Origin of the sequence: Streptomyces sp. Edi2, assembly GCF_040253635.1 — a bacterium.
GTDB lineage: Bacteria > Actinomycetota > Actinomycetes > Streptomycetales > Streptomycetaceae > Streptomyces.
In genome coordinates this window covers 4668204-4693695 of record NZ_JBEJGX010000003.1, presented here as the reverse complement: position 1 = coordinate 4693695, position 25492 = coordinate 4668204, and the positions used below count along the sequence as shown (strand labels likewise).

The window sequence follows — 25492 nt, the reverse complement described above, 5'->3', positions numbered from 1 at the left end:
AGGGGGCCCTTGGCCCCGTGAGCCGTGCCTCGAAGGAGTCGCACCCTGGCCCGCCCCAAGATGCTCAAGCTCCCCGAAGTCCTCGCCGAACTCGACATGTCTCGCGCCGCCTTCTACCGCATGCGCGCCCGGGGCCAGGGGCCCCGGATCGTGAAGCTCCCGAATCACCAGATCCGCATCCGCCGCGCTGACCTCGACAACTGGCTGACCGAGCAGGAAGAACAGCTTGCCGCCTGATCTGTCCGCTCATCAGCGGGCCCGGCGACCTGCCGGGCCCGCTTCGTATTTCTGGAGCCAACCTTGCTGACCTTCGAATTCAAGATGTACGCGATCCGTGTGCGCCCGCAGTATCCGAAGCCCTATCAGGTCCGCTGGAAGGTCGGGATCAAGCCGCATGCCCAGAGCTTCCCTACCAAGACCCTGGCCGACGGTCGCCGGGCCCAACTCATGACTGCCGCCCACAGGGGCGAACAGTTCGATGTCGAGACCGGCCTTCCCAGGTCTGAGCTTGTCGCTCTCACGCCCCAGTTGACGTGGTTCGACCACGCCAAGGACTACGCCAAGATGAAGTGGGACGAGGCAGCGTCAGCGAAGGGCCGGGCCACGCGCGCAGACGGTCTTGCGTCCGTCACCGCCGCTCTGGTCAAGGACACTAAGGGGGCGCCAGCCCCGGCAGTCCTGCGGCGGGCATTGACCGGCTATGCATTCAACTTCTCGGAGCACCGTGCGCCGCCGCCCGAACCTCTGGCCGCGGCTCTCACGTGGATCGCGTCCAAAGCCCTCCCCATGCCTGCACTGGAGGAGGACTCGGAGACGATCCGCGTCGCGCTGAAAGCGTTGAGTACGCGGCTCAACGGAAAGCGCGCAGCTGCGACCACCATCACGAACCGCCGCACGGTCTTCAACAATGCTTTCCGGTACGCAGTGGAACGGAAGCGCCTCGCAGCTAACCCGTTGGTGTCCATCGACTGGTCTCCGCCGCCGACAGATGACGAGATCGACTGGCGCTATGTCCCCAACCCACAGCAAGCCATGGCGCTCATTGAAGCCGTTGGAAAGCTGGGTCCCCGTGGCGAGCATCTGCAAGCGTTCTTCGGGTGCTGCTATCACGCAGCCACTCGGCCGGCCGAGGCCATGAACCTCAGGAGGGCCGACTGCACGCTTCCCGAGACCGGGTGGGGGGTGGTGCTGCTCTCCGGAAGTTCGTCCCGTGTGGGTTCCGCCTGGACGGACGACGGTAAGTCCTACGAGGAACGGGGCCTGAAGCGTCGGGCTCGATCGTCCGTGCGCGACGTGCCGATCCCGCCGGAGCTGGTGAAGCTTCTGCGCGCCCACATCGACCGCTACGGGGTGGCACCAGACGGACGGCTGTTCCGCGCGGCGCAGGGGGGAGTCCTGCTCAGCAAGGAGTACCCGGAAGTCTGGAAGGAGGCCCGGAAGGCGGTGCTCACCAACGAGCAGATCGCCAGCCCGTTCGCAGAGGTCCCCTACTGCCTACGGAAGGCCGGCATCTCGTTCTGGCTCGCCTCAGGCGTCGACCCCACCGAGGTCGCCCGCCGTGCCGGCCACAGCGTGGCTGTCCTCTACAAGTTCTACGCCAAGGTGCTGGACGGCAGGCGTGACCAGGCCAATGCGCTGATCGAACGGGCCATGCGCGCGGCGACTCAGGAACCCGAAGGGGCCTGAGCCCCGTCCACACCCCGTCCACACAGGCTGGTCAAAACCGGGATACGGGCGATCCAGGGTGAGACAACATGAACGCAGAAGGGGTGCCCGATTAGCTCGGGCACCCCATCTGACCAGCTAATTCGCTGACCTGGGCGGAGGCTGTGGGATTTGAACCCACGGTGACGTTGCCGCCACGACAGTTTTCAAGACTGTTCCCTTAGGCCGCTCGGGCAAGCCTCCCCGCGGCACCGCGGTGCGCGGGGCGCCGGGGTGTCGCGGGATCAGACTAGCGCGTCACTTGTCGCCTGTGCGCTGCCCCAGGGTGACCTGGGTGGTGTGCTCCTTGCCGCCGCGCTTGTAGCTCAGGGTGACCTGGTCGCCGGGCTTGTGCTGCCAGATCTCGCTGATGAGGGTGGGGCCGCTGTCGACCACCGTGTCGTCGAGCTTGGTGATGGTGTCGCCGGGCTTGAGGCCCGCCTTGTCGGCCGGGCCGTTCGGGGTGACGGCGTCGGAGCCGTTGTTGCCGGTGCGGGCGATGGTCGCGCCGTTGCCGCTGTCCCGCATGCCGACCTGGACGCCGATCTGGGGGTAGACCGGCTTGCCGGTCTTGATCAGGTCCTGTGCCACCCGCCGCGCCTGGTCGATGGGGATGGCGAAGCCGAGGCCGATGCTGCCGGACTGCTGGGACTCGCTGCCCATTCCGCCGCCGTTGCCGGCCGACTGGATGGCGGAGTTGATGCCGATGACGTTGCCGGCGGCGTCCATCAGGGGGCCGCCGGAGTTACCGGGGTTTATCGAGGCGTCCGTCTGCAGGGCGCTCATGTACGAGGCGCTGGAGCCGCCGCCGTCGCTGGAGGCCACCGGGCGGTCCTTGGCGCTGATGATGCCGGTGGTGACCGTGCCGGACAGGCCGAAGGGCGCGCCGATGGCGATCGTGGCGTCGCCGACCTGCACGTTGGAGGACTTGCCGAGCGGGAGCGGGTTGAGCGGGGCGCCGGAGGTGTTCTTCAGCTTGATCACGGCGACGTCGTAGCCCTGGGCACGGCCGACGACCTCGGCGTCGTACTTCTTGCCGTTGGAGAACGTCGCGGTGAGCTTGCCGCCGTCGGCCGCGCTGGCGACGACGTGGTTGTTGGTGAGGATGTGGCCCTGCTTGTCGTAGATGAAGCCGGTGCCCGTGCCGCCGTCGCCGGTGGCACCCTGCGCCTCGATCGTCACGACGCTGGGCAGCGCCTTCTGCGCTATCCCGGAGACGGAGGTGGGCTTGCGGTTCAGCGCCCCGGGGTCGCCGGACGCGGAGACCGTCGTCGAGTCGCTGTCGCTCTGGCCCGCGGCCCAGAAGCCGATGCCGCCGCCGACACCGCCCGCGACCAGCGCGGCCACCAGGACGGCAGCGATCAGGCCGCCGTTGCGCCGCTTGGGGGCGGGGCTGCCGGTCGTGCCCCAGGGGTCGCCGCCGCCACCGTAGGGGGGCTGCTGGCCCCAGCCGCCGGCACCGGCTCCGGGACCGGCCGCAGAGTAGGTGGGGAACTGGCTGGTCCGGTCGGCCGCCGGGTCGTCGCCGGGGTGGCCGTAGCCGGGCTGCGGGGGCCGCCCGTCGCTGTACGGCGGCATCCGGCCCGGTTCGTCATAGCCGGCGCCGGCGGCCGAGGTGACGGTCGGGGCGAAGTCCGGCGGCGGGGGCGCCACGGGCGGGACGCCGGGAGTCCGGGCGCCGGAGGCGGACGCGGAGGCGGAGGCGCTGTCCGGCTGCGGCCCGGTCGGCGGCTTGGCCTCCGACGGGACGGCAGCTCCCTCGTTCTCGGTGCTCACAGCTCTCTCCTCAGCTTCACGACTGTCGGCGCCCACGGCCTGGCAGGAGGGTGTCCCTCCGCCCTGTGCCTCAGGGAATTCTGAGGGTCCGGGACGGGCCGTTTCTTCCGGGGCTTGCGGTTCGGCCGGACCCTGGGGGTGCGTCCGGGTGGTGCGGTACGGCGGGCCGTGCGGTCCACCGGGTGGTGCGGTCGTGCGGTGGGAGGCCCGCGGGCCTCCCGGTCGTACGGTTCCCCCTTGCCGGACGGGGGACCCGGTACTCCAGCATCAAGGATCCGGGCAGTACGGGCGAGTCCCGGTCCGCGAATCTCAGTCCGCGGATCAGGGTCCGCGGGCCATGATCCGCGGGCCCGGCACCCGCACATCCCGGCTGTCGCGAGTCCCGCCGCAGGTCCGGCCGGGCACTACGGACCGGACGGTACGGGCGAGTCTCCTTGCACAGCTTTTCCCACCGCGCGTCAGAGCGCCGTAAGCCAAGGCTGTGACTGTCCCCTCATCCTTTATGCCGGACAAAACCGGCGCATCCCCGGTTCCGCACCTCGGGGTACGCGCCCGGCGGCCCGGCGAGGGTGGATGGCACGATAACGCGGTGACCTATGCACGCCCCGCCCAGGACGGCAGTCCGGGCCGTCCCGCCATTTCCGTCGTCGCCCACCGCGGTGCCTCCGAGGACGCCCCGGAGCACACCCTCGCCGCCTACCGCAGAGCGATCGAGGACGGCGCGGACGCCCTGGAGTGCGATGTCCGGCTCACCGCGGACGGCCACCTCGTGTGCGTCCACGACCGGCGGGTGAACCGCACCTCGAACGGGCGCGGCTCGGTCTCCGCCCTCGAGCTCGCCGACCTGGCCACGCTCGACTTCGGCTCCTGGAAGGACGACGGGTCCGCGAACGAGGCACCGGACCGGCAGCACGAGGACCCCGAGCGGACCTCCGTACTGACGCTGGAGCGGCTGCTGGAGCTGGTCGCCGACGCCGACCGCCGGGTCGAGCTGGCCATCGAGACCAAACACCCCACCCGCTGGGCCGGGCAGGTGGAGGAGCGGCTGGTCGAACTGCTCGCCCGGTTCGGGCACACCGAACCGGCCACCCGCGCCGGCCGGCCCTCCCCGGTCCGGGTCATGAGCTTCTCGGCGCGCTCGCTGCACCGCGTACGGGCCGCGGCGCCCGGCATCCCCGGCGTCTACCTGATGCAATTCCTCACCCCGCGGCACCGCGACGGCCGGCTTCCGCCCGGCGTCGGCATCGCGGGCCCCGGGATGCGGATCCTGCGCGCGCACCCCGAGTACGTCGCCAGGGCGCACCGGGCCGGCCACCGGGTGCACGTCTGGACCGTCAATGACGCCGAAGATGTCGAGCTGTGCCGGGAATTGGGCGTGGATGCCGTCATTACAAACCGCCCCAAACAGGTGCGTAAGCAACTCGGCCTTGGCTAAAGCTCCTCACAGGGTGTGCACCGGCGCATTCGGGCCGTATTCGGTTATGTCCAGTGCGTCACTGTGTGCGGCTTGGCCGGTTTCCGGTCCAGTCCATTGGGGCATTCATCCCGTGGCGTGGGGCAAAGGAGGTCTCGGGGGTGGCGTTGGTGGTGGCACAAGAGGTGCCGACGTCGTCGATCATGGCCGTACCCCATGGTCCCGTGGGTGTGGGCATGGCCAGGCGACGCATGCGTGAAGAGCTGTTGGCAAGTGGAGTTCAGGACAGCGTCGTCGATGACGCGGTGCTCGTTCTGTCGGAGCTGTTGAGCAATGCGTGTCGCCATGCGCGTCCGATATACGAAAACGGATCACCGGGTTCCGTAACGCCCGGCGCATCCGTCCCGCCCGACGCAAAGGACGGCCCCTCGGCATCCGTGCGGGCATCCTGGCGTATCGATGCGCAGGGCCGGCTGACCGTCGCGGTCACGGACGGCGGCGGCCCGACCCGCCCCCTTCCGGCCACTCCGTCGGTCACGGCACGCGGCGGCCGCGGACTGGCGATCATCCGGTCGCTCGCCAAGGACTGGGGGGTGCGCGACACGGTCGCCGGCGAAGTCACGGTCTGGGCGGCCCTCTCCCTGCAAGGCGCGTTCGCTACGCGCGTGGACCTGATGCCCGACCTGCCGCCCTCGCTCACCACGGGCACGGGCGTGCACCACGGGCTGCCGCTGGGTCCGGCCTTCCCGGAATTCGACGATCTGACGTAACGGCAGGCAGCGGCACGCCGAGGCCTGGCGGCGACGGGGCGGCGTCCGGCCGGGATACCCCGACGTCCGCGGCGGCAGGGCATGACGCGGCCCGGTACGCAACCGGGCGCGACCGCGCAAGCGATCCTCTAGGCTCGCGCAGATACGCGTCCGTACGCCCAGGATCGACCAGGAGACCCCGTCGCCATGGCCAAGAAGCGCCGTCCCCAGCCCCAGGCCGCAGCACCGCAGATCAAGGACGGCGAGGTGCCGGTCGTCGGCGCCCGTGAGCCCTGCCCGTGCGGCTCCGGCCGCCGGTACAAGGCCTGTCACGGGCGGACGGCGGCGCACGCCGCCACCGAGCTCGTGCAGCGCCCCTTCGAGGGCCTGCCCGGTGAGTGCGACTGGGTGGCCCTGCGCGAGCTGGTGCCCGCCGCCACCGCCGAGTTGACGCTGAAGGGCGGGCTGCCCGAGGGCGTCCCGTCCGTGACGCTGGCGACCGTGCTGCCGATGGCGTGGCCCGCGCTGCGCCGCGACAACGGCGCGGTGCTGCTCGGCCTGCAGAACGACACCGCCTCCGGCGACCTCAGCCGCGACCTCGCGGACACCCTGCAGCGCGCGCTGGCCACCGAGCCCGGCAACCCGGTCCCCGCCGAGCGGCACGCCGCCGACGGTCCGCGGCTGCAGGATCTGCTCGACCCGGACGCCGCTTTTGAGCCGACCGTCCACACCGGCTTCGAGTTCTGGGTGGAGGACGCCGAGAACGCCACCGGCGAGGTCGCCGCCTCGCTGGAGCGGGCCAACGCGGCGGCCATCCCGACCGCCCGGATCCCCGGCCTGGAGGGCGCGTACTGGTGCGAGGCCCCGGAGAAGAACCACCTGCGCTGGGTCACCTCGCACCCCGAGGAGCAGCTGCTGGACGCGCTCGCCCGGCTGCACGCGGCAGGCGCCGCCTCGCTCGGTGAAGGCACCCGTCTGGTGGGCTCGTTCCGCGCCCACGGCCTGGTCGTCCCGGTCTGGGACCTGCCCTCGGAGATGGGCGCCGACGAGGTCGCCAAGCCGGCCGCGGCGTTCGCCGAGCGGCTGGCCGAGGCCCTGGCGACGGACACCCCGCTGACCCCCGAGGAGCGCCGGGCGCGCGGCGGGCTCACCAATCGCCAGGTCACCCTGAGCTGATCGCGCGGTCCTCGGCCGTGGTCCGGGCGCCCCGCGGGACTCCAGGCGTGACACCTGTCACAACTCCCCGTACCTGCCGGTAAATAGGCGTCCGGAATTCCACGATCGAATTTGCGAACCGCCGATCTCTTGTTACGGTTCTAGAAGCCCGGTCGCTGGTGCATCCCCCGTCGCCAGCGACCGGGCGCTTCCATGTCCGGAACCAGGCATTCCGCTTGGCTCCTCCGGCCCCTCGGCAGCCCGCGGCCTCAGTGCCCCGAACCGCTGCCCGCCGCGGACGAGTTGCTGCCGGACCGCAGCAGCAGCCGCTTCCCCTCCGCATCGGCGATCTCCGCCACGGCCGCGTACGGCGGCCGGCTCCGGTGCACGGTCGGGGCGGCCGGCGTCTCGCACACGCCCGGCGCACCACCCGCCGCCACCTCGCAGTTCACCTGGACGGTCCTGCCGTCGGGCCGCAGCAGCGTCAGTACGGCGCGGAGCCGGCCGCCGGTGCGGTTGCGGTAGTACGTCCGCCCCCAGGTGACGCCGTCCTCAGCGAGTACGCAGGTCTGGGCCGCGATCCCCTGGGGAACGGTGAGTTCGGGGCCGCAGCGGGAGGTACGGCCGGAGAAGTGCGGCAGGCCGGGGCGGTCGGAGGAGCCGGCCGGCCTCCTGGAGCCGGCGGTGACAGCGCGAGGGCCCTTGCCCGGCTTGCTGCCGTTATTCCCCCGGTTTTCCTTTTCCTCCGAGGGGCTGTTTTCGGCCTTGGCTGCTTCCCCGGATCCCGTGCCCGGGGACGAGGTGCCGACCGGGCCGGCCATCGCGGCGCCCAGCGGCACGGCGAGGGCGAGCAGCGCCGTGCCGGCGAGCCCGATCATGCGGATTTTCTGCGCACGCTGCATGGGCCCCACCTGCACTTGAGATGCCGTTGACCACGGCTTGACGGTGGGCCGAACCTATCGGCCTGCGGGGGTGGGTCCGGTCAGCCAGACGCCGGTTTCCCCGAGAGATCGGGGCAGGACACACCCGTACGGGTGATCCGCTACGGGGCGTTTCTGGCGTCCGCCCCTCGTGTCTGTCCCTCGGCCGTCGGCGCGGCGCTCCGCGGCTGCCCGTCCGCCCCTCATCCGGCCGCGGCCGGTAGCCGCACAGTACGAGGGCGCCCGAGTGCGCATCGGGCGCCCGGAGCTTGCGCGCGGCTCAGTACGCGAGCCGGCTGCCGCCGTCGGGGGAGCCGGTGCTCGCCGTGACCAGCGCGTCCACGATCGTGGCCACCTCCGGCAGCCAGGGTACGGCCGGGGATGGGGGTCCCCCCTGCGCACGGGGGTCCCCCCGCTCGAACGAAGTGGAGAGTGGGGGAGAAGTTGAGAGTTTGGGGGAGGCCGGCGGCCGCTCCCAGCGGACCCGGCCGGTGCCGATCTGGGAGGGCGGGAGCACCACATAGCCGCCCTCACCGTGGAACCGCAGCGAGCTGGGCACCCAGTCCTGGGAGTGCAGCAGCTCGCCCAACTCCGGCAGGCCGTACGGCGATACGAGCAGTGACCAGCGGGTGGGCGTGGCCACCACGGGACCCAGGCGCACGCCGAAGTGGTCCAGCGCCGCCAGGGCGCGGGCCCCGGCGACCGCGGGCAGGCTCACCGCGCAGGGCGCGCCGCCGCCGGTGGCCAGCACGACCGGGGCGTCGGGGCGGTTCGTCCACCACCACCGCACCATCCGGGCGTCGGTCGTGGCCGCGAGCAGGCCGGGGTCGAAGGGGTGCGCGCCGGGCACCACGCAGTCGGGATCCGGGCAGCTGCAGCGACGCGTGATCCGCTCGCCGAGGCCGAGCCGGGCGCCGGCCGGCTGCCGGCCGCCGGACCGGAGTCCCACACCGGGAAGTACGGGCCACTGCCACTCGGTGGCGTAGTGGAGCGCCGCACCGAGCTGCGCCGGCTTTCCGCCGCGCCGGAACAGGAGCTTGCGTCGCCTTCCGAGGATCTCGCGCATGAGCGCTCGTTCCTTTCCGTTAACGCCGAGGGCTTTGTCCATCGCAGTGCATGGCACTGCATGGCACTACAGGGCACTGCTTGCCGGGTTCACCATCGTGGTGCGCCGTGCCGCGTCATGCCGTTGTGGGGCGTGTCCTGCGGCCCGGCCGGGGAGCCCGGGGTCGATCGGCATCGATCACGCCACGTGGTCACTGGTCACCGCGTGTACAAAGCAGCGCATCACGCCGTACGCCGGGCGTGAAGTGTGGCGAGGGGTGGCGTGCGTTGGCGCTTGCGCTTCCGTGGTGCAGTCCCCGCCTCTGGGGAGTGCGTCGCGGTCGTCGGCTTGTTAGACGCCGGTGCCCGCCGGAGAGTTCCGGTACGGCGTCAACTGACCCCGCACCTTTCCGAGTACGTACCCGCCACTGTGGTGATGACGCGCTGCTGATCGCCGTCAGTCGACCGCAAATTGACGTTCGGGGGGCTTTTTTCAGGCCAATCTACAGACCTCGCTGACACCACAAACCCCATGGGGACAATGCTGGACATCGCATCACTGCTCCGTGTACATGTGGAGGCATTAATAGCGGAGCAGCATGACATGGGGGTTTGCGATGCTATTGAGGAAATTGAGCGGCCAACCTTACCGCGCAACATCACTCAACAAAATGCCGCACTCCCTACCAAAAAGCGGCCTGACCTGGGGTAATGCCAGGCGCGACGAGAGCCGTCGGCCATGACCACCCCTCACGTGCCGAAAGTGGCTGGAATCGAACCAGCCCTTCCCGCCCCCGCGCACACTGTCGACCCGCACGGGCCGAAAGCTCCCCCGGGGTGCGCTGCCGGCGCCCCGTCCGACGCCTCGTCAGCCGGTTCGTCTGACGGCTTGTCCGACACCTCCCCGGGCGGCTCCCCGGGTGCCGCAGCCGGCCCCGCGCCCGCTGTCGTCCCCGACGTCTCCGTCGTCGACCAACTCGCCGCGGTCCAGGACCGGCTGGCCGGCTGGATCTCCGACCTCAGCACCCTGCACGACCTGACCGAACAGCTCGCACGCACCCGTACGCTGGAGGACGCCCTCCACGAGCTGCTGCGCGCCGGTGCCTCCCTGGTCGGCGCGCGCCGCGGTCTGGTCGTCCTCGCCCCGTCCGACGGGCTCGGCCCGGAGACCACCGTCGGCCTCGGCCTCGGCCACGCCGAGATCGGGCACATCGAGACCATCCCGCGCCGCGCCCTGTCGTACGCGCGGATACTGGACGGCCTCCCCGAGCGGGCCACCGGCGACGACACCCGGTCCGGTCCGCTCGACGACACCTGCCACCCGGCGCGCGGCGAGGGCCGTACCGCCGGCCCCCGCAACGACGTGCCCGCGGGCCCCTGCACCGAGATCGCCGAACCCGACATCCCCGGTGAGAAGGACCTCGACCCCCGCCTGCGCGAGGTCGCCGCCCGGCTCGGGTACGCCGCGAGTTATGCGGTCCCGCTCTGCGGTGAACCCTTCGGCAGGACCGGCGCCGCGGTCTGGCTCTACGACGAACCGGCCGAGCCCACCGCACGGCAGCGCCATCTCGTCGGCCTCTACCGCGCGCACGCCGCCGAACACGTCGCCCGCCTCCTCGAACTCCACCGCAGCCGCCGGGCCACCGAAACCCTCCGCGAGGAACTGCTGCCGCACCGGCTGCCGCGGATCCCCGGCGTACGCCTCGCGGTGCGGCACAGCACCGGGCCGCGCGGCGGCGGCGACTGGTACGACGCGCTACCGTTGCCCGACGGCGCCCTGGGCCTGGCCGTCGGTTCGGTGACCGGCTCCGGGCCGAGCGCGGTGGCGGCCATGGGGCGGCTGCGGGCGTCCCTGCGGGCCTACGCCGTCATGGAGGGCGAGGATCCGGTCGCGGTCCTCTCGGATCTCGAACTGCTGCTCCGGCTGACCGAGCCCGCCCGCAGCGCCACCGCGCTGTTCGCCTACACCGAGCCGCCGCCCGGCGCCCCGGGCGGGCCGCCGGTGCTGCCGGGAGGCGTCGCCGACCCCTTCGCCCGCAAGCTGCTGCTGGCCGGGGCGGGACACTGCCCGCCGCTGATCCTCGGCGATCTGCGGACCGAGTTCGTGGAGACCTCGCTGTCCGCGCCGCTGGGCATGCTGGCGTGCTGGGAAGCGCCGAGCGTGGAGATCGAACCGGCCGGCGGCGAGACCCTGCTGCTCTACAGCGACGGGCTGCTGCACCGCACCGGCGAGCCCATGGACCGCGCCTTCACCCGGCTGCACGCGGCCGCCGCGGGCGTGCCCAGGGCGAGCCGCCATGATCCGGAGGCGGTCGTCGATCACATCGTGCGCACGATGCTGCCGCAGGGTCTGGACGATCCGTCCTCGGAGGAGGACGTGGTGCTGCTCGCGGCGTACTTCGAGGAGTGAGGCGTACTTCGAGGAGTGAGCAGCAGGGGCGGCCCGGGCCGGAGGACGCGCCGGGGCCGCTCCCCCGGATGGACCAGGCACACCGGATATCGGACACTCGGCACCGGAAAGCGGAGTCGCAGGCCGGCCTCCGCCTCCTGCCGGTCCCCTGGACGCCCCGGGTACGGGAAGCCGCCGTTCCCTGCCAGGTCACGCCTTCGTGCGGGAAGATCACGCCTTTCTGCCTCTGGACCGCTTTCGATCCGCACATACGATGGAAGGCGGTTCAGTCTTAAAAGGAGGCATTGTGACCGACGAGCTCACGCCGGAGACCCCGGACGAGGACGAGCAGCCGATCAAGCAGCGCAAGAACGGCCTTTACCCGGGCGTCTCGGATGAGCTCGCGGAGAACATGAAGGGCGGCTGGGCCGACACGGAGCTGCATGATCTGCAGCCGGTCGAGCAGGCCCCGAACGCCGCCCGCCGCCGCGCCGCGCTGTCCGCGCGCTTCCCCGGTGAGCGCCTGGTGATCCCGGCGGGCAACCTGAAGACCCGCTCCAACGACACCGAGTACGCCTTCCGCGCCTCGACGGAGTACGTCTACCTCACCGGCGACCAGACCGACGACAGCGTCCTGGTCCTGGAGCCCACGAAGGACGGCCACGAGGCGACGGTCCACCGGCTGCCCCGCTCCAACCGCGAGAACGGCGAGTTCTGGCTCGACGGCATGGGCGAGCTGTGGGTCGGCCGGCGCCACAGCCTCAGCGAGGCCGAGGCGTTGCTCGGCGTCCCGTGCAAGGACGTCCGCGAGCTGGCCGGCGCGCTCAAGGAGGCCACCGGACCGGTCCGTGTGGTGCGCGGCCATGACGCCGGCATCGAGGCCGCGCTGACCGACAAGGTCACCGCCGAGCGCGACGAGGAGCTGCGCGTCTTCCTCTCCGAGGCGCGCGCGGTCAAGGACGCGTTCGAGATCGGTGAGCTGCAGAAGGCCGTCGACTCGACGGTGCGCGGCTTCGAGGACGTCGTCAAGGTCCTGGACAAGGCCGAGGCGACCAGCGAGCGCTACATCGAAGGAACGTTCTTCCTGCGCGCCCGCGTCGAGGGCAACGACATCGGCTACGGCTCGATCTGCGCGGCCGGCCCGCACGCCACCACCCTGCACTGGGTCCGTAACAACGGCGAGGTCCGCTCCGGCGACCTGCTCCTGCTGGACGCCGGTGTGGAGACCCACACCCTCTACACCGCCGACGTCACCCGCACCCTGCCCATCAACGGCCGCTACACCGACCTCCAGCGCACGATCTACGACGCGGTGTACGAGGCGCAGGAGGCGGGCATCGCGGCGGTCAAGCCGGGCGCGGCCTACCGCGACTTCCACGACGCGGCACAGCGGGTGCTGACCGAGAAGCTGGTCGAGTGGGGTCTGGTCGAGGGCCCGGTCGAGCGGGTGCTGGAGCTGGGGCTGCAGCGCCGCTGGACCCTGCACGGCACCGGCCACATGCTCGGCCTGGACGTCCACGACTGCGCCGCGGCCCGCACCGAGCACTACGTCAACGGGACGCTGGAGCCGGGCATGGTGCTGACCGTGGAGCCCGGTCTGTACTTCCAGGCGGACGATCTGACGGTGCCCGAGGAGTACCGCGGAATCGGCGTCCGGATCGAGGACGACATCCTCGTGACGGACGACGGCAACCGGAACCTGTCGGCCGCGCTGCCGCGGCGGTCGGACGAGGTCGAGGCCTGGATGGCGGGGCTGCTCGGCAAGTAGCGGCACTGTACGGGCGGGGCTGCCCGGGCGGGTGCCCGGTGTGCAGTACCCGCTGCGCCGCTCGTTGCGCCGCTCGTTGCGCCGCTCGTTCTGCGTCTCCCGGTGGCATCAGCCGCCGGGAGACGTGTCGTGTGCGGGGCCGTCGTCCTTGCGCCCGTACGCACCGGCCCGGGCGGCCGCCCAGACCGCGGTGGCGGCGGATGCGGCGAGATCCTGGTCGACGGGGCGACGGGCGATCAGAATCCGGTAGTAGAAGGGCGCGCCGAGCGCCGACATCACCTTCTCCGGGTCGGTGTCCGCGGGCAGTTCGCCGCGCTCGACGGCCCGCTCCACCATCCGGCCGGCCAGCGCCAGCCGTTCGCCGAAGAAGGTTCGCAGCACCGCCGCCGCCTCGGGGTCACGGGCCGCGGCGGAGACCACCGCCTCGATCAGCCGGCGCATCCGCGCCTCCCCGTAGAAGGCGGCTATCGAGCCGGCCAGCGCCTGCAGGTCCCCGGGCAGGGTGCCGGAGTCCGGCAGCGGCACCTCCGAACTCAGGTCGGTCAGCAGATCGCACACCAGGCCCTCGGTGCAGCGCCAGCGACGGTAGAGCGTCGCCACATGAATTCCGGACCGCTGCGCGACCCTCTCCATGGTCAGCGCGGCGAAGCCGCCGTCGCCCAACTCCTGGAACACGGCGGTCAATACGGCTTGGCGGGTGCGGGCGGTACGACCACCGGGCCTGGTCTCGCCCGGGGCATGGTGCGCTGTCGTCACGACGGCTCCGTATTGCAGTGCGGGTTCACGCCAAGTATTGTCCGGGAAAGGTTAACGCGAGCAACTTCGCGTTAACCATGGTGCGCGCTGGTCTCGCAGGGACAGGGGACGCCGCGGGGGAGGTTCTCTCACCGCGAGACCGCGCTGCGCACTTCCCGCAAAGGGCGGTTTCCAGCCAGTTTTCCGACTGCTGATGTTAGCCCGGATTGACACCTCGTACGCGGACATCTCCTACGCGGACATCCCGCATGCGGCACTTCCCGGCGGGACTCCCGGCGGGACTTCCCGGATTGCTACGACGCCATCGGCAGCGCCGCCCCCTCGCGCCATTTGAGGATCTTGTCGAAGCTGACGACCGCGCCGGGGCGGCCCGTGCGGTTGCGGTAGCGGACGTGGTCGGTGAGGGCCTCGATCAGAAAGAGCCCCCGGCCGTCCTCGGCGAAGGCGGGAGCCTGTGCGGGGGTGGGCACGGGGGCCGGCGGGAGGGCTCGGTCCGCAGCGGTATGGGGTGGCGCGGGGCAGTGGCGGAACCCGGGGCCCGAGTCGGTCACTTCGATGCGGCAGGTGTCACCGTCGATGAAGGCCGTGACGCGGTAGTCCTCGGTGGCGGCATCACCACCGTGTTCGACGGCGTTCGCGCAGGCCTCCGAGAGAGCCACCGCAAGGTCGTAACAGATGTCCGGGTCGACGCCCGCCGTCTCCATCGTGCCCAGCAGCAGACGACGGGCCAGCGGCACGCTCGCAGCCTCACGCCGCAAATGGAGTGACCACCAGATGCTCATCGCTCCAGCCTCCTGGCCGCGGCTCGACATATCGATACCTATTGCCGCGCCGCATGGTCCGTAAGCATGTCCGGGACGTGATACCGCTCATTCGGCGGATGCGAAGAGCGAGCGCATCGGTGTAGGCGAAGCGCCTGCTATGCGCTGCCGCGCGCCCCGCCGGGCTCCCTGGACACCGGGCAGGGCGCCTCCTCGGCGTGCCCTGCCGTAGGTAACAGGTCGGACCAGTGGGATGATGGCGCCGCCATGACTCCACCGCCCGCCTCCACAGCGCGCGCAGCCGCCGATCTTCGGCTGTTGAGGGCCGCGGTCTTCACCGCGGTCTGCGTCGTGTTGTCCGCGGGCGGGCACATCGCCGCCTCGTGCGCCACCGTCCCGTTGTGGACGCTGGGTGTGGCGGCGGCCGTGGTGTTCGCGGTCGCGGCACCACTGGCCGGGCGGGAACGCTCGCTGCCGGGGATCGCCGCCGGTCTTGCCGTGGGGCAGCTCGCCCTGCACGCGGTGTTCTCCTGGGGCCAGCTTCCGATGCCTGCCATGGCACGGGGCGCAGGAAGCGGTGCGGGCGGAAGCGACTTCGGTGGCGGCAGGCTGTCCGACCGGGCGGCGGAGGCCCTTGCCCGGCATGTGACCTGCGGGCTCGGCAGCGGCCGGGTGGACGGCGCGCAGGCGCGCCGGATTCTCGGTTCGGGCGGCTTCGATACCGCCTCCGCCGCCGGGATGACTCCTCCGGCAGGCACCGGCCCGGCCGGTGGCGCAGCCGGGAGCACGACCGCCGCCGACCCCGCGATCACGCACGGTCTGCTGCCGTCGCTGCCCATGCTGCTGGGGCATCTGCTGGCCGCGCTCGCGGTCGGCTGGCTGCTGCGGCGGGGCGAAGCGGCCCTGTGGCGGCTGGTCCGGCTGTCGGCTCCGGCGGCGTACGAGATCGCGGTACAGGCACTCGTCGGCGTGGTGCGCGGGGCACTCGCCCTGGCTCGCGCCCTGCTCACGGGCCTGGGAACGGCGCACGACGAAGCGCTGCGCGCCCCCGTTTCGTACGGGGATGACAAACCCGGCCCGAAGAACGCCGCACTCCACCACAGTGTCATCAGGCGAGGGCCCCCCGCCCCGGCCCTCCTCGCCCTCGCGGCCTGACGACGCGAAGCACGCTCCCACAGGACGGGGGACGGGCTTGTGCGCCGTCGTCGCACGCGCGCCACCTGCACGTCACCCGTACCTCTCTCCTTCCTGTGGAGTGTTTTCCGATGTCGAAGAACTCGAAGATGGCGAAGATGTCGCAGCAGCAGTCGGACGCGTCGCCCACGCGCCGGCTCGCCCGGCGGCTGCCGCTGGTGGGCGCCGCCGCGGCCGGCAGCGTGCTGCTGCTCGCCGGTCCGGCCTTTGCGCACGTCAGCGTGCAGCCGTCGGGTCCGGCCGCCAAGGGCGGCTATGCGACCGTCAACTTCAAGGTGCCCAATGAGAAGGACGACGCCTCGACGGTGAAGCTCGAGGTGACGCTGCCCACCGACCACCCGCTGGCGTCCGTGATGCCGCAGCCGGTGCCCGGCTGGAAGATCTCGGTCACCAAGGCCAAGCTCCCCAAGCCGATCGAGATGGAGGGCGAGAAGATCACCGAAGCGCCCTCGAAGATCACCTGGACCGCCGACGGCAAGGGCGTGGAGCCCGGCCAGTTCCAGCAGTTCCCGCTCTCCGTCGGCCAGCTGCCCAAGGACACCGACCAGGTCGTCTTCAAGGCGCTCCAGACGTACGACAACAAGGAGGTCGTGCGCTGGATCGAGCCGACGAAGGAGGGCGCCCCGGAGCCGGAGAACCCGGCCCCGGTCCTCAAGCTCGGCGCGCCCGAGGAGGACGGCCACGGCGCCGCCGGCGCGAACGACAAGAGCGGTGCCACCACCGGCATGAAGGCCACGGCCGCCACCGCGGACGCGTCCGGCAGTGACACCACGGCCCGCGTCCTGGGCGCCACCGGCATCGTCGTCGGCATCATCGGCGTCGGCTTCGGCGTGTTCGCCGGCCGGCGCCGCAGCGCCTGACCACCGGCAGGGCCGGCGCCCGACCCGCGCCGGCCCGCCAGCCATTCCCGGACACACGGGATTCCCAGATACAGGATTTGTCTGCAATGCACAGAAGGACCCTGCTCGCGTCCGCCCTGGCGGCGGCCGCGGCTTTCAGCCTGACCGCCTGCAACGGCGATGACGACAAGCCCGCCGCGGAGGTCTCCGGGGGCACCGCGGCCAAGCCGATCGTCACGCTCGACAGCCCCTTGGAGAAGCCGGATCTCGTCCTGACCGACACCAGCGGCAAGAAGTACGACCTGGTGGAGAAGACCAAGGGCCACCCGACGCTGATCTACTTCGGTTACACCAACTGCCCGGACGTCTGTCCGCTGACGATGGCCAACATCGCGGTCGCGGTGAAGCAGCTGCCGCCGGCCGAACGGAAGGACCTGCGGGTCGTCTTCATCACCTCCGACCCGGAGCGGGACACCCCGGCCGCGCTCAAGAAGTGGCTCGGCGGTATCGACAAGGACTTCACCGGCCTGACCGGCAATTTCGACACCATCCGGGGTGGTGCGCGCGACGTGAACATCGGGATCGAGAAGCCGGTCAAGAAGAAGAACGGCGATGTCGTCTCCACCCATGGTGCGCAGGTGCTGCTGACCTCCCCCAAGGACGACAAGATCCACTGGATGGGCATGCAGGAGGCGACCTCCGACAACTACACCAAGGCACTTCCGAAGATCGTCAAGGGGCAGAACCCGTGAACCGCCGCACCACCCTCGCCGCCGCCCTCACCCTCACCGCCGCCCTCACCCTGGCGGGCTGCGGCGGCGCGGGCGGCGCACCGCAGCTCAAGGTCGCGGACTCGTACATGCCCCAGCCGGTCGACCAGAACATGGCCGGCGCGTACTTCACCGTCAAGAACAGCGGTGACACCGCGGACAAGCTCACCTCGGTCACCAGCGACCTGTCCAAGAACATCACGCTCCACAAGACGGCCGGCACCAAGATGGAGCAGGTCAACTCGCTGGCGATACCCGCGGGCGGCGAGCTCCGGCTCAGCCGCGGAGGCAACCATCTGATGTTCATGGGGCTGAAGAAGAAGCCGGCCGAGGGCGACAAGGTGGCCATCGAGCTGCACTTCGCCACCGCCGGTCCGATCAAGGTGACGGTCCCGGTCAAGGCCCTCACCTACGCGCCGAAGAAGTAGCCGGGGACCGAAGAACCGCCACACAGGCCGTACAGACAACGGGAGTAAGGGGAGCGATCACTATGGTCACCACCGGGCTCGGGCCGCGACGGTCCGCCGTGCTGCGCCTGCTGGTCGTCGCGGTGGCGCTGGCCGGCGCGCTGATCGGCGGGTTCGGCGGCGCCGCCCCGGCCTCGGCGCATGCCGCGCTGACCGGGAGCACCCCCGCGCAGGGTTCGGTGGTGGAAAAGGCCCCGGAGCAGGTGACGCTCACCTTCTCCGAGGGCGTCGCGATGGGCGACAACTCGATCCGGGTGCTGGATCCGCGGGGCAAACGGGTGGACCCCGGCAAGCTGCGCAACCTGAGCAGCGGCAGCACCGTCAAATACGGCGCGGGGCTGCCACCGGGGCTCGGCAACGGCACGTACACCGTGACCTGGCAGGCGGTCTCCGCCGACAGCCACCCCGTCTCCGGCGCCTTCACCTTCTCGGTCGGCGCGCCCTCCAAGGCCACCGCCCCGGTACCGCAGCAGCAGGCCGGCGGCGGTCTGGTCGGCGCGCTCTACGGCGTCGCCCGCTACCTCGCCTACGCCGGGTTCATCCTGCTCATCGGCGGCGCGGCCTTCGTGGTGGCCTGCCGGCCGGCCGCCGCCCTCGTACGGTCGGTGCAGCGGCTGGTCGTCCAGGGGTGGGCGCTGCTGGCCGGCACCACCGTGGTGATGCTGCTGCTGCGCACCCCGTACACGGGGTCCGGCGATCTCGCCGATGTCTTCGACCTCGGCGGACTCCAGCAGGTCCTGGTCACCAAGCCGGGCGCGGCGCTGGTCTCCCGACTGCTGCTGCTCGCCGCCGCGGCGCTGTTCGTGGCGGTGCTCTTCGGGACGTTCGCGCGGCTGCACGAGCCGGTGGCGGAGGAGGGGGCGGCTCCGGAGGACGGGGCGGCCCCGGTAGAGAGGAGCGCGCCGGGCGAGAAGGACGGCGCGGGCGCCGGGGAGAAGGACACCGGCGGCGCCGGGCAGCAGGCCGTGGACGCCGCCGACCTCGCCAGGCAGCGCAGGGACCTCACCTTCGGGCTCGCCTTCGGCGGGGTGATCGTCGCCGCGGGGCTCGCCGCTACCTGGGCGTTGGCCGAACACGCCTCGACCGGTCTGCAGACCGCCGTCGCGATGCCGGTCGATGTGCTGCATCTGCTGGCGGTCGCCGCCTGGCTCGGCGGGCTGGCCGCACTGGTCGTGTCCCTGTACTGGGGGCCGCCCGTCGAGCGGACCGCCGTACGACGCTTCTCGCGGATCGCGTTCGGCTCGGTGCTGGTGCTGGTGGCCACCGGTGTGTATCAGTCCTGGCGGCAGGTCGGCAGCTGGCATGCGCTGACCGACACCACGTACGGGTGGCTGCTGCTGCTCAAGGTGGGCCTGGTCGTGGTGCTCGTCGGGATCGCCGGGGTGTCACGGCGGTGGACGGGGCGGCTGGCGGAGGCACGGACGGCCGAGGGCCGGTCGTCCGAGGGCCGGTCGTCCGAGGCCGAAGTGCCGCGGGCCGAAGTGCCGCAGGCCGAAGTGCCGCAGGCCGAAGAGGGCACCGCGGTGGAGAAGGACGGCGAAGCGGAACAGGACAGCGAAGCGGAGAAGGCAGCCGTCGGCGCCTCGGCCACAGTCGGCGCGGCCACCGGATCGGCTCCTCCCACCGCATCGGCTGCTCCCCCTTCCCCTGCTTCGGCTTCCGCTGCTTCGGCTGCTTCGGCTTCCGCCGGCGCTCCCCCGCAGAGCCCCGGCAAGACCGCGGAAGGGACCTCGGGCCAGGCCCCGGGCCGGAACCCGGACGGGAACTCTGACCGGACGCCGGACCAGGCGCAGGACCAGACGCCGGACCAGGCGCCGGACCGGACGCCGGACGAACCCCCCGACCCCGCCCGCGCCGCCCAACTCGCCCGTCAGCAGGCCGCGTTGTGTACCGCCCGTACCAAGCGGCAGCGCGATGCAGATCCGGAGCGGCTGGCGCTGCGCCGGTCGGTGCTGGCCGAGGCGTCGGTCGCCGTCGTCCTGCTCGTGGTGACCACGGTGCTGACCGCCACCGAACCGGCTCGCACCGAGGAGGCGGTCAAGGCCCGCTCGGGCGGGCAGTCCACCGCGACCGGTCGGCCCCAGGTGCTGAACATCCCGTTCGACACCGGCGGCACGAACGGCAAGGGCACCGCCCGCCTCGACCTCGCCCCGGGGCGCAGCGGCAGCGCCAACACGCTGCGGCTGCGGATCACGGACCCGTCGGGCAAGGCGGTCGACGTCCCCGAGGTGAAGGTCTCCTTCACCCAGAAGGCCAAGAAGATCGGGCCGCTGCCGATCGCCCCGAAGCACCTCGGCAAGGGCCAATGGCGGGCGGACGGGGTCCAGCTGCCGGTCCCGGGGCAGTGGCAGCTCTCGCTGCTCGTACGGACCTCCGACATCGACCAGGTGACCGAGATCAAGAACGTGAAGATCGGCTGATGAGCAAGCAGACGTCCAGCAAGAAGGCGCCCGGCCAGGTGGCGCCCGGGAAGAAGAACCCAGGCACGCAGTCCGCGGGCGCGGGCAGCGCAGCGGGCGTGCCCGCACCGGCCACCGCCCCGGCGCCCGAAACCGACAGCTCCCCCTCGCCCTCCTCTCCCTCCTCCCCCTCCCTGGAGCTCTCCCGTCGCCGGCTGCTCGGCACCGTCGGCGCGGCGGGCGCGGCCGGGCTGGTCGTCGGCGGGGCCGGTGGCGCCATCGGGGCCGGCGCCGCGCAGTCCGGTACGCAGGACGGCGCCGCCAAGGCCGTGACCAGCATCGGATCGACCGAGGTTCCCTTCCGGCCGGCGCACGCCGGGCACCAGGCGGGGATCACCACCCCACTGCAGGCCACGGGGCATCTGGTCGCCTTCGACCTGGCACCGGACGCGGACCGCAAGGCCGCCGCCGCACTGCTGCGCCGCTGGTCGCGGACGGCCGGGGAGCTGATGGCCGGGCGGGCCCCGGACGCCGACACAGGGGTCGCGCTCGACGCGGGCCCGTCCTCGCTGACCGTCACCTTCGGCTTCGGCCACAGCTTCTTCGGCCGTACGGGCCTGACGAAGCGGCGCCCCGTACAGCTCGACCCGCTGCCCGACTTCTCGGCCGATGCGCTGGACGCCGGGCGCAGCAACGGAGATCTGTGGATACAGATCGGTGCCGATGACGCGCTGGTCGCCTTCCACGCGCTGCGCGCACTGCAGAAGGACGCGGCCGGCAGCGCGCGGCTGCGCTGGCAGATGAACGGCTTCAACCGCACCCCGGGCGCCACCGCACACCCGATGACCGCCCGCAATCTGATGGGACAGATCGACGGCACCAACAACCCCAAACCGTCGGACAAGGACTTCGACGAGCGGATCTTCGTGGGGCGGGACGCCGGCCAGGCCTGGATGCACGGCGGCTCGTACGCCGTCGTCCGCCGCATCCGGATGCTGCTGGACGACTGGGAGAAGCGTTCCCGGCACGAACAGGAGCGGGTCATCGGGCGCCGCAAGGACAACGGGGCGCCGCTGACCGGCGGCTCGGAGACCACCCCGATGCGGCTGGAGGCGAACGGCTCCGACGGGCTGCCGGTCATCCCGGCCAATGCGCACGCGCGGATAGCGGCGCCGGAGTCCAACCAGGGCGCCGCGATGCTGCGCCGCCCGTTCTCCTTCCACGACGGGTTCCGGGAGGACGGCGCCCCGGACGCCGGGCTGCTCTTCGTCTGCTGGCAGGCCGACCCGCTGCGCGCCTTCACCCAGGTCCAGCGGAAGCTGGACCGCGGGGACGCGCTCTCGCGCTTCCTGCGGCACGAGGCGAGCGGGCTGTACGCGGTGCCCCCGGCGGCCGCACCGGGCGACTACGTGGGCCGGCCTCTGCTGGAGGGCTGAGGAAACCGGCTGCTGCTGCTGCAGGTCCGGGGGACCGGCCCCGGGCGGGCAACCCTCGGGCCCGGCCCCGCGGAGAAGTCCCGCCCGCGTTCCGCGGGGCTGGGTATCGTGGCAGGACAGGGAGAAGATCGGCGGGGTGCCCCCGCAGTGACGCGAGGGAGTCCTTATCCATGTCGGCCAGCCGCTATACCTACCTCGGCCCCGAGGGCACGTTCACGGAGGCCGCGCTGCGCACGCTTCCCGAGGCGGCGACCCGCGAGCTGGTGCCGATGGTGTCGGTGCCGGCCGCCCTGGACGCGGTGCGCGATGGCGAGGCCGCCGCGGCGCTGGTGCCGATCGAGAACTCCGTCGAGGGCGGGGTGACCACCACGCTCGACGAACTGGCCGCAGGACGGCCGCTGATGATCTACCGCGAGGTGCTGCTGCCGATCGCCTTCGCGCTGCTCGTCCGCCCCGGTACGGTGCTCAGCGAGGTGAAGACGGTGACCGGGCACCCGGTCGCCCAGCCGCAGGTACGCAAGTGGCTGGCGGCCCAACTCCCGGAGGCCGTATGGGAGTCGGCGGCCTCGAATGCCGACGGCGCGCGGCTGGTGCAGGAGGGCCGCTACGACGGTGCCTTCGCCGGCGAGTTCGCGGCGGCGACCTACGGCCTGGAGCCGCTGGTCACCGACATCCATGACGCGCAGAACGCGGCCACCCGCTTCGTGCTGGTGGGCCGCCCGGCCCGGCCCGCGGCGCCCACCGGCAGTGACAAGACCTCGGTCGTGCTGTGGCTGGCCGAGGACCACCCCGGTGCGCTGCTCGAACTGCTGCAGGAGTACGCGGTGCGCGGGGTGAGCATGATGCGGATCGAGTCCCGGCCGACCGGTGAGGGCATCGGCCGCTACTGCTTCTCCGTGGACTGCGAGGGGCACGTCACCGACCGCCGGGTCAGCGAGGTGCTGATGGGCCTCAAGCGGGTCTGCCGCGAGGTGCGGTTCCTCGGGTCGTATCCGCGGGCGGACGAGGCGTCGCCGAGCGTCCGGCGGCAGATGACGGACGCGGCGTTCACCGAGGCGTCGGACTGGCTGGCGCGCTGCATGGACGGTCGGGGCTGAGCCGGCTGCGGATGCTCCGCGGCCCGGCCGGCGGGCCCTGCGGAGCAGCACGACCTGCACCTTTGGAAGGGCTGCGGGTTATCCACAAAGTTATCCACAGGCTTGGTTCTCGACCTGTGGGTAAGTCGACATGCGAGTCGGACAGAGTCGACATATCGCCCTACTGACCACACACCACTCCACAGCACCGCACGTCGGGCGCCGTCAGCACAATTCACGTGATCAATCCTTTAGGGCGAGGTAATCCCACACGAAAGAGTGCGTGAACGGGGTTTGGACAGGGAATCCATAGCCGAGCATTTCGGGGGCGGAATGGTCGGCTCCGACTTCCACAGATCTCACACACAGCCTGTGGATAACAATCCCGAAAGCCTTGCTGCCTGTGGACAACCGAGGGATTCCAGGGGATAACCCGGGGAGAATCAGGGCTCGCAACCCGCTCCGGCGCCCGTCCAACTCCCGTTGTCCACACCGCGGATCACCCGGCCCCCGGACCGCGAAAGCCCCATCGCGGACAGTGCGAAGATCTCGTGACGGACGCCGCGAAGGCCTCCGATGGCCACAGCAAAGGCTCTCGCCCACCGCACCGAGGACCCCCTTCCGGGTCTCCCGCGACACGGAATGCGCGCGCATTTCCCACCCGTTTTCGCCCCCTCGACCCTAGGGGAATAAATTGCCCAAAACGGGCAAAATGACATGCCGGTGAATATCGCGTCGAGGGGCGGAGCGGGGCCCGGTAGCCTGGGGGGGTGATTGACCTTCGCCTGCTCCGTGAGGACCCCGACCGTGTGCGCGCATCCCAGCGCGCCCGTGGAGAGGACGTCGAGCTCGTCGACGCGCTTCTCTCCGCCGACGAGCGGCGCAGGTCGTCCAGCGTCCGCTTCGATGAGCTGCGTGCCGAGCAGAAGGCGCTCGGCAAGCTCATCCCCAAGGCCTCCGGCGACGAGAAGGCCGTGCTGCTGAAGAAGGCCGGTGAGCTGTCGGCCGCCGTCAAGGCCGCCGACGCCGCTCAGGACGAGGCCAAGGAGGAGACGCAGGCGCTGCTGCGGAAGCTCGGCAACCTCGTCCACCCCGATGTGCCCGTGGGCGGCGAGGAGGACTTCACCGTCCTGGAGACGCACGGCACGATCCGTGACTTCGCGGCGGAGGGCTTCGAGCCCAAGGACCACCTGGAGATCGGCGAACTGCTCGGCGCGATCGACGTCGAGCGCGGTGCCAAGGTGTCCGGCTCCCGCTTCTACTACCTCACGGGCGTCGGCGCGCTGCTGGAGCTCGCCCTGGTCAACGCCGCCATCGCGCAGGCCACCGCGGCCGGTTTCACGCCGATGCTGACCCCCGCCCTGGTGCGCCCGCGCGCCATGGAGGGCACGGGCTTCCTCGGCCAGGCCGCCGAGAACGTCTACCACCTGGAGAAGGACGACTACTACCTGGTCGGCACCTCCGAGGTCCCGCTCGCCGCGTACCACATGGACGAGATCGTCGACGGTGCCAAGCTGCCGCTGCGCTACGCCGGTTTCTCGCCGTGCTTCCGCCGCGAGGCCGGCACCTACGGCAAGGACACCCGCGGCATCTTCCGGGTCCACCAGTTCGACAAGGTGGAGATGTTCTCCTACGTCGCGCCGGACGACGCCCAGGCCGAGCACCAGCGGCTGCTGGACTGGGAGAAGCAGTGGCTGACCGGTCTGGAACTGCCGTTCCAGGTCATCGATGTCGCCACCGGTGACCTCGGCGCCTCGGCCTCCCGCAAGTTCGACTGCGAGGCGTGGATCCCCACCCAGGGCAAGTACCGCGAGCTGACCTCGGCCTCGAACTGCGACGAGTTCCAGGCCCGGCGGCTCTCGGTCCGGATGCGCGAGACCGTCGACGGCAAGCAGAAGGTCTCGCCGCTGGCGACCCTCAACGGCACGCTCTGCGCCGTACCGCGCACGATCGTGGCGATCTTCGAGAACCACCAGCAGGCGGACGGCTCCGTGCGCGTCCCCGAGGTGCTCCGCCCCTACCTGGGCGGCCGGGAGATCCTGGAGCCCATCGCCAAGTGAGCCCGTCCGCTCCGCTGCCGTACAAGCTCATCGCGACGGATCTCGACGGGACGCTGCTGCGTCACGACGAGACCGTCTCCGAGCGCACCCGCCAGGCGCTCGCCGCGGCCACCGCGGCGGGCGCGGCGCACATCGTCGTCACCGGCCGGGCCGTGCCCTGGACCCGCCACATCCTCGACGCCCTGGACTACCGGGGTCTCGCGGTATGCGGACAGGGTGGGCAGGTCTACCACGCCGGTGAGCACCGCCTGCTGACCTCGGTGACGCTGGACCGCCAGCTGGCCGGTCTCGCGCTGGCCAAGATCGAGGCGGAGGTCGGCCCGCTGCATCTGGCGGCGAGCCGGGACGGTCTGGAGGGCGAGGTGCTGGTCGGCCCCGGCTACCGCGTCCAGGAGGGCTCGCTGCCCCACGTCATGCTGGACGACCCCGGTGAGCTGTGGACGGCGCCGCTCAACAAGGTCTATATCCAGCATCCCGACCTGGACGACGACGCGCTGGCGCTGGCCGCACGGCAGGTCGCCGGGGATCTGGTGGGCGTGACGGTGGCCGGCGAGGGCATCGTCGAACTGCTGCCGCTGGGCCTGACGAAGGCCACCGGACTGTCGCTGGCCGCCCGCCGGCTGGGCGTCACCGCCAGGGAGACCGTGGCCTTCGGCGATATGCCCAACGACATCCCGATGTTCGCCTGGTCCGCACACGGGGTGGCCATGGCCAACGCCCATGACGAGCTGAAGGCCGTCGCGGACGAACTCACCGCCTCCCATGAGGAGGACGGGGTCGGAGTGGTGCTGGAGCGGCTTTACCTCTCCTGACTG

21 protein-coding genes and 1 tRNA gene are annotated in these 25492 nt (G+C 71.4%); 16 read left to right on the top strand and 6 right to left on the bottom strand.

Annotated features, from left to right (window positions below; all coding sequences use genetic code 11):
• Nucleotides 1-45: 45 nt before the first annotated feature.
• Nucleotides 46-237, top strand: coding sequence for a helix-turn-helix transcriptional regulator (locus ABR737_RS24070; protein ID WP_350256904.1), 192 nt, complete (start codon nt 46-48; stop codon nt 235-237).
• A gap of 63 nt (nt 238-300) precedes the next feature.
• A complete protein-coding gene (locus ABR737_RS24065) occupies nt 301-1686 on the top strand; it encodes a tyrosine-type recombinase/integrase (protein WP_350252179.1) in 1386 nt (461 codons plus the stop codon).
• Nucleotides 1687-1821: 135 nt separating this feature from the next.
• Here the strand turns inward: ABR737_RS24065 and ABR737_RS24060 are convergent.
• Together ABR737_RS24060 and ABR737_RS24055 are read right to left on the bottom strand one after the other, a co-directional pair.
• Nucleotides 1822-1908: transfer RNA gene (locus tag ABR737_RS24060), tRNA-Ser, on the bottom strand.
• Nucleotides 1909-1962: 54 nt separating this feature from the next.
• Entirely contained in the window at nt 1963-3480 is a 1518-nt protein-coding gene (locus ABR737_RS24055) for a S1C family serine protease (RefSeq protein WP_350252177.1), read from the bottom strand.
• A 589-nt stretch (nt 3481-4069) separates the two neighbouring features.
• Here ABR737_RS24055 and ABR737_RS24050 point away from each other — a divergent pair.
• The 3 genes from ABR737_RS24050 to ABR737_RS24040 all read left to right on the top strand — a co-directional run bounded on the left by ABR737_RS24050 (nt 4070) and on the right by ABR737_RS24040 (nt 6819).
• A complete protein-coding gene (locus ABR737_RS24050; protein ID WP_350252176.1) occupies nt 4070-4915 on the top strand; it encodes a glycerophosphodiester phosphodiesterase in 846 nt (281 codons plus the stop codon).
• A gap of 140 nt (nt 4916-5055) precedes the next feature.
• Nucleotides 5056-5664, top strand: coding sequence for an ATP-binding protein (locus ABR737_RS24045; protein WP_350252175.1), 609 nt, complete (start codon nt 5056-5058; stop codon nt 5662-5664).
• A gap of 186 nt (nt 5665-5850) precedes the next feature.
• Complete coding sequence (locus ABR737_RS24040) at nt 5851-6819, top strand: DUF5926 family protein (RefSeq protein ID WP_350252174.1); 969 nt, start codon at nt 5851-5853, stop codon at nt 6817-6819.
• Nucleotides 6820-7067: 248 nt separating this feature from the next.
• Here the strand turns inward: ABR737_RS24040 and ABR737_RS24035 are convergent, their stop codons facing one another.
• Both ABR737_RS24035 and ABR737_RS24030 read right to left on the bottom strand, forming a co-directional pair.
• Nucleotides 7068-7700: a hypothetical protein gene (locus tag ABR737_RS24035; RefSeq protein WP_350252173.1), complete on the bottom strand. Its 633-nt coding sequence runs from the start codon at nt 7698-7700 to the stop codon at nt 7068-7070.
• A gap of 298 nt (nt 7701-7998) precedes the next feature.
• The gene (locus ABR737_RS24030) at nt 7999-8784 is read right to left on the bottom strand and encodes a bifunctional DNA primase/polymerase (RefSeq protein WP_350252172.1); all 786 of its coding nucleotides are present in this window, start codon (nt 8782-8784) and stop codon (nt 7999-8001) included.
• Nucleotides 8785-9501: 717 nt separating this feature from the next.
• Between ABR737_RS24030 and ABR737_RS24025 the strand changes: the two genes are divergently transcribed.
• Both ABR737_RS24025 and ABR737_RS24020 read left to right on the top strand, forming a co-directional pair.
• Nucleotides 9502-11172 (top strand): PP2C family protein-serine/threonine phosphatase, encoded by a 1671-nt coding sequence (locus ABR737_RS24025; protein WP_350252171.1) that lies wholly within the window; start codon nt 9502-9504, stop codon nt 11170-11172.
• A 286-nt stretch (nt 11173-11458) separates the two neighbouring features.
• A complete protein-coding gene (locus ABR737_RS24020; protein WP_350252170.1) occupies nt 11459-12919 on the top strand; it encodes an aminopeptidase P family protein in 1461 nt (486 codons plus the stop codon).
• Between the two features lie 108 nt (nt 12920-13027).
• Here the strand turns inward: ABR737_RS24020 and ABR737_RS24015 are convergent, their stop codons facing one another.
• Both ABR737_RS24015 and ABR737_RS24010 read right to left on the bottom strand, forming a co-directional pair.
• Nucleotides 13028-13675 carry a TetR/AcrR family transcriptional regulator gene (locus tag ABR737_RS24015; protein ID WP_350252169.1) on the bottom strand — a complete coding sequence of 216 codons (648 nt, stop codon included), beginning with the start codon at nt 13673-13675 and terminating at the stop codon, nt 13028-13030.
• A 293-nt stretch (nt 13676-13968) separates the two neighbouring features.
• The gene (locus ABR737_RS24010; protein ID WP_350252168.1) at nt 13969-14457 is read right to left on the bottom strand and encodes an ATP-binding protein; all 489 of its coding nucleotides are present in this window, start codon (nt 14455-14457) and stop codon (nt 13969-13971) included.
• Nucleotides 14458-14703: 246 nt separating this feature from the next.
• Here ABR737_RS24010 and ABR737_RS24005 point away from each other — a divergent pair, with 246 nt between their 5' ends.
• From ABR737_RS24005 to ABR737_RS23965, 9 genes are all read left to right on the top strand, one after another.
• A complete protein-coding gene (locus tag ABR737_RS24005) occupies nt 14704-15591 on the top strand; it encodes a hypothetical protein (protein ID WP_350252167.1) in 888 nt (295 codons plus the stop codon).
• A gap of 137 nt (nt 15592-15728) precedes the next feature.
• Complete coding sequence (locus ABR737_RS24000) at nt 15729-16490, top strand: YcnI family copper-binding membrane protein (RefSeq protein ID WP_502964498.1); 762 nt, start codon at nt 15729-15731, stop codon at nt 16488-16490.
• A gap of 86 nt (nt 16491-16576) precedes the next feature.
• Nucleotides 16577-17221 (top strand): SCO family protein, encoded by a 645-nt coding sequence (locus ABR737_RS23995; RefSeq protein ID WP_350252165.1) that lies wholly within the window; start codon nt 16577-16579, stop codon nt 17219-17221.
• Nucleotides 17218-17667, top strand: a complete 450-nt coding sequence (locus tag ABR737_RS23990) for a copper chaperone PCu(A)C (protein WP_350252164.1) — start codon at nt 17218-17220, stop codon at nt 17665-17667. Before ABR737_RS23995 ends, ABR737_RS23990 begins: the two co-directional genes overlap by 4 nt.
• 62 nt (nt 17668-17729) lie before the next feature.
• The gene (locus ABR737_RS23985; RefSeq protein WP_350252163.1) at nt 17730-20126 is read left to right on the top strand and encodes a copper resistance CopC/CopD family protein; all 2397 of its coding nucleotides are present in this window, start codon (nt 17730-17732) and stop codon (nt 20124-20126) included.
• Nucleotides 20126-21541, top strand: a complete 1416-nt coding sequence (efeB, locus tag ABR737_RS23980) for an iron uptake transporter deferrochelatase/peroxidase subunit (protein ID WP_350252162.1) — start codon at nt 20126-20128, stop codon at nt 21539-21541. Before ABR737_RS23985 ends, efeB begins: the two co-directional genes overlap by 1 nt.
• 170 nt (nt 21542-21711) lie before the next feature.
• On the top strand, nt 21712-22638 hold the full coding sequence (pheA, locus tag ABR737_RS23975) for a prephenate dehydratase (protein ID WP_350252161.1): 927 nt from the start codon (nt 21712-21714) through the stop codon (nt 22636-22638).
• A 749-nt stretch (nt 22639-23387) separates the two neighbouring features.
• On the top strand, nt 23388-24677 hold the full coding sequence (gene serS / locus ABR737_RS23970) for a serine--tRNA ligase (protein ID WP_350252160.1): 1290 nt from the start codon (nt 23388-23390) through the stop codon (nt 24675-24677).
• Nucleotides 24674-25489 carry an HAD family hydrolase gene (locus ABR737_RS23965; protein WP_350252159.1) on the top strand — a complete coding sequence of 272 codons (816 nt, stop codon included), beginning with the start codon at nt 24674-24676 and terminating at the stop codon, nt 25487-25489. Before serS ends, ABR737_RS23965 begins: the two co-directional genes overlap by 4 nt.
• Nucleotides 25490-25492 lie beyond the last annotated feature (3 nt).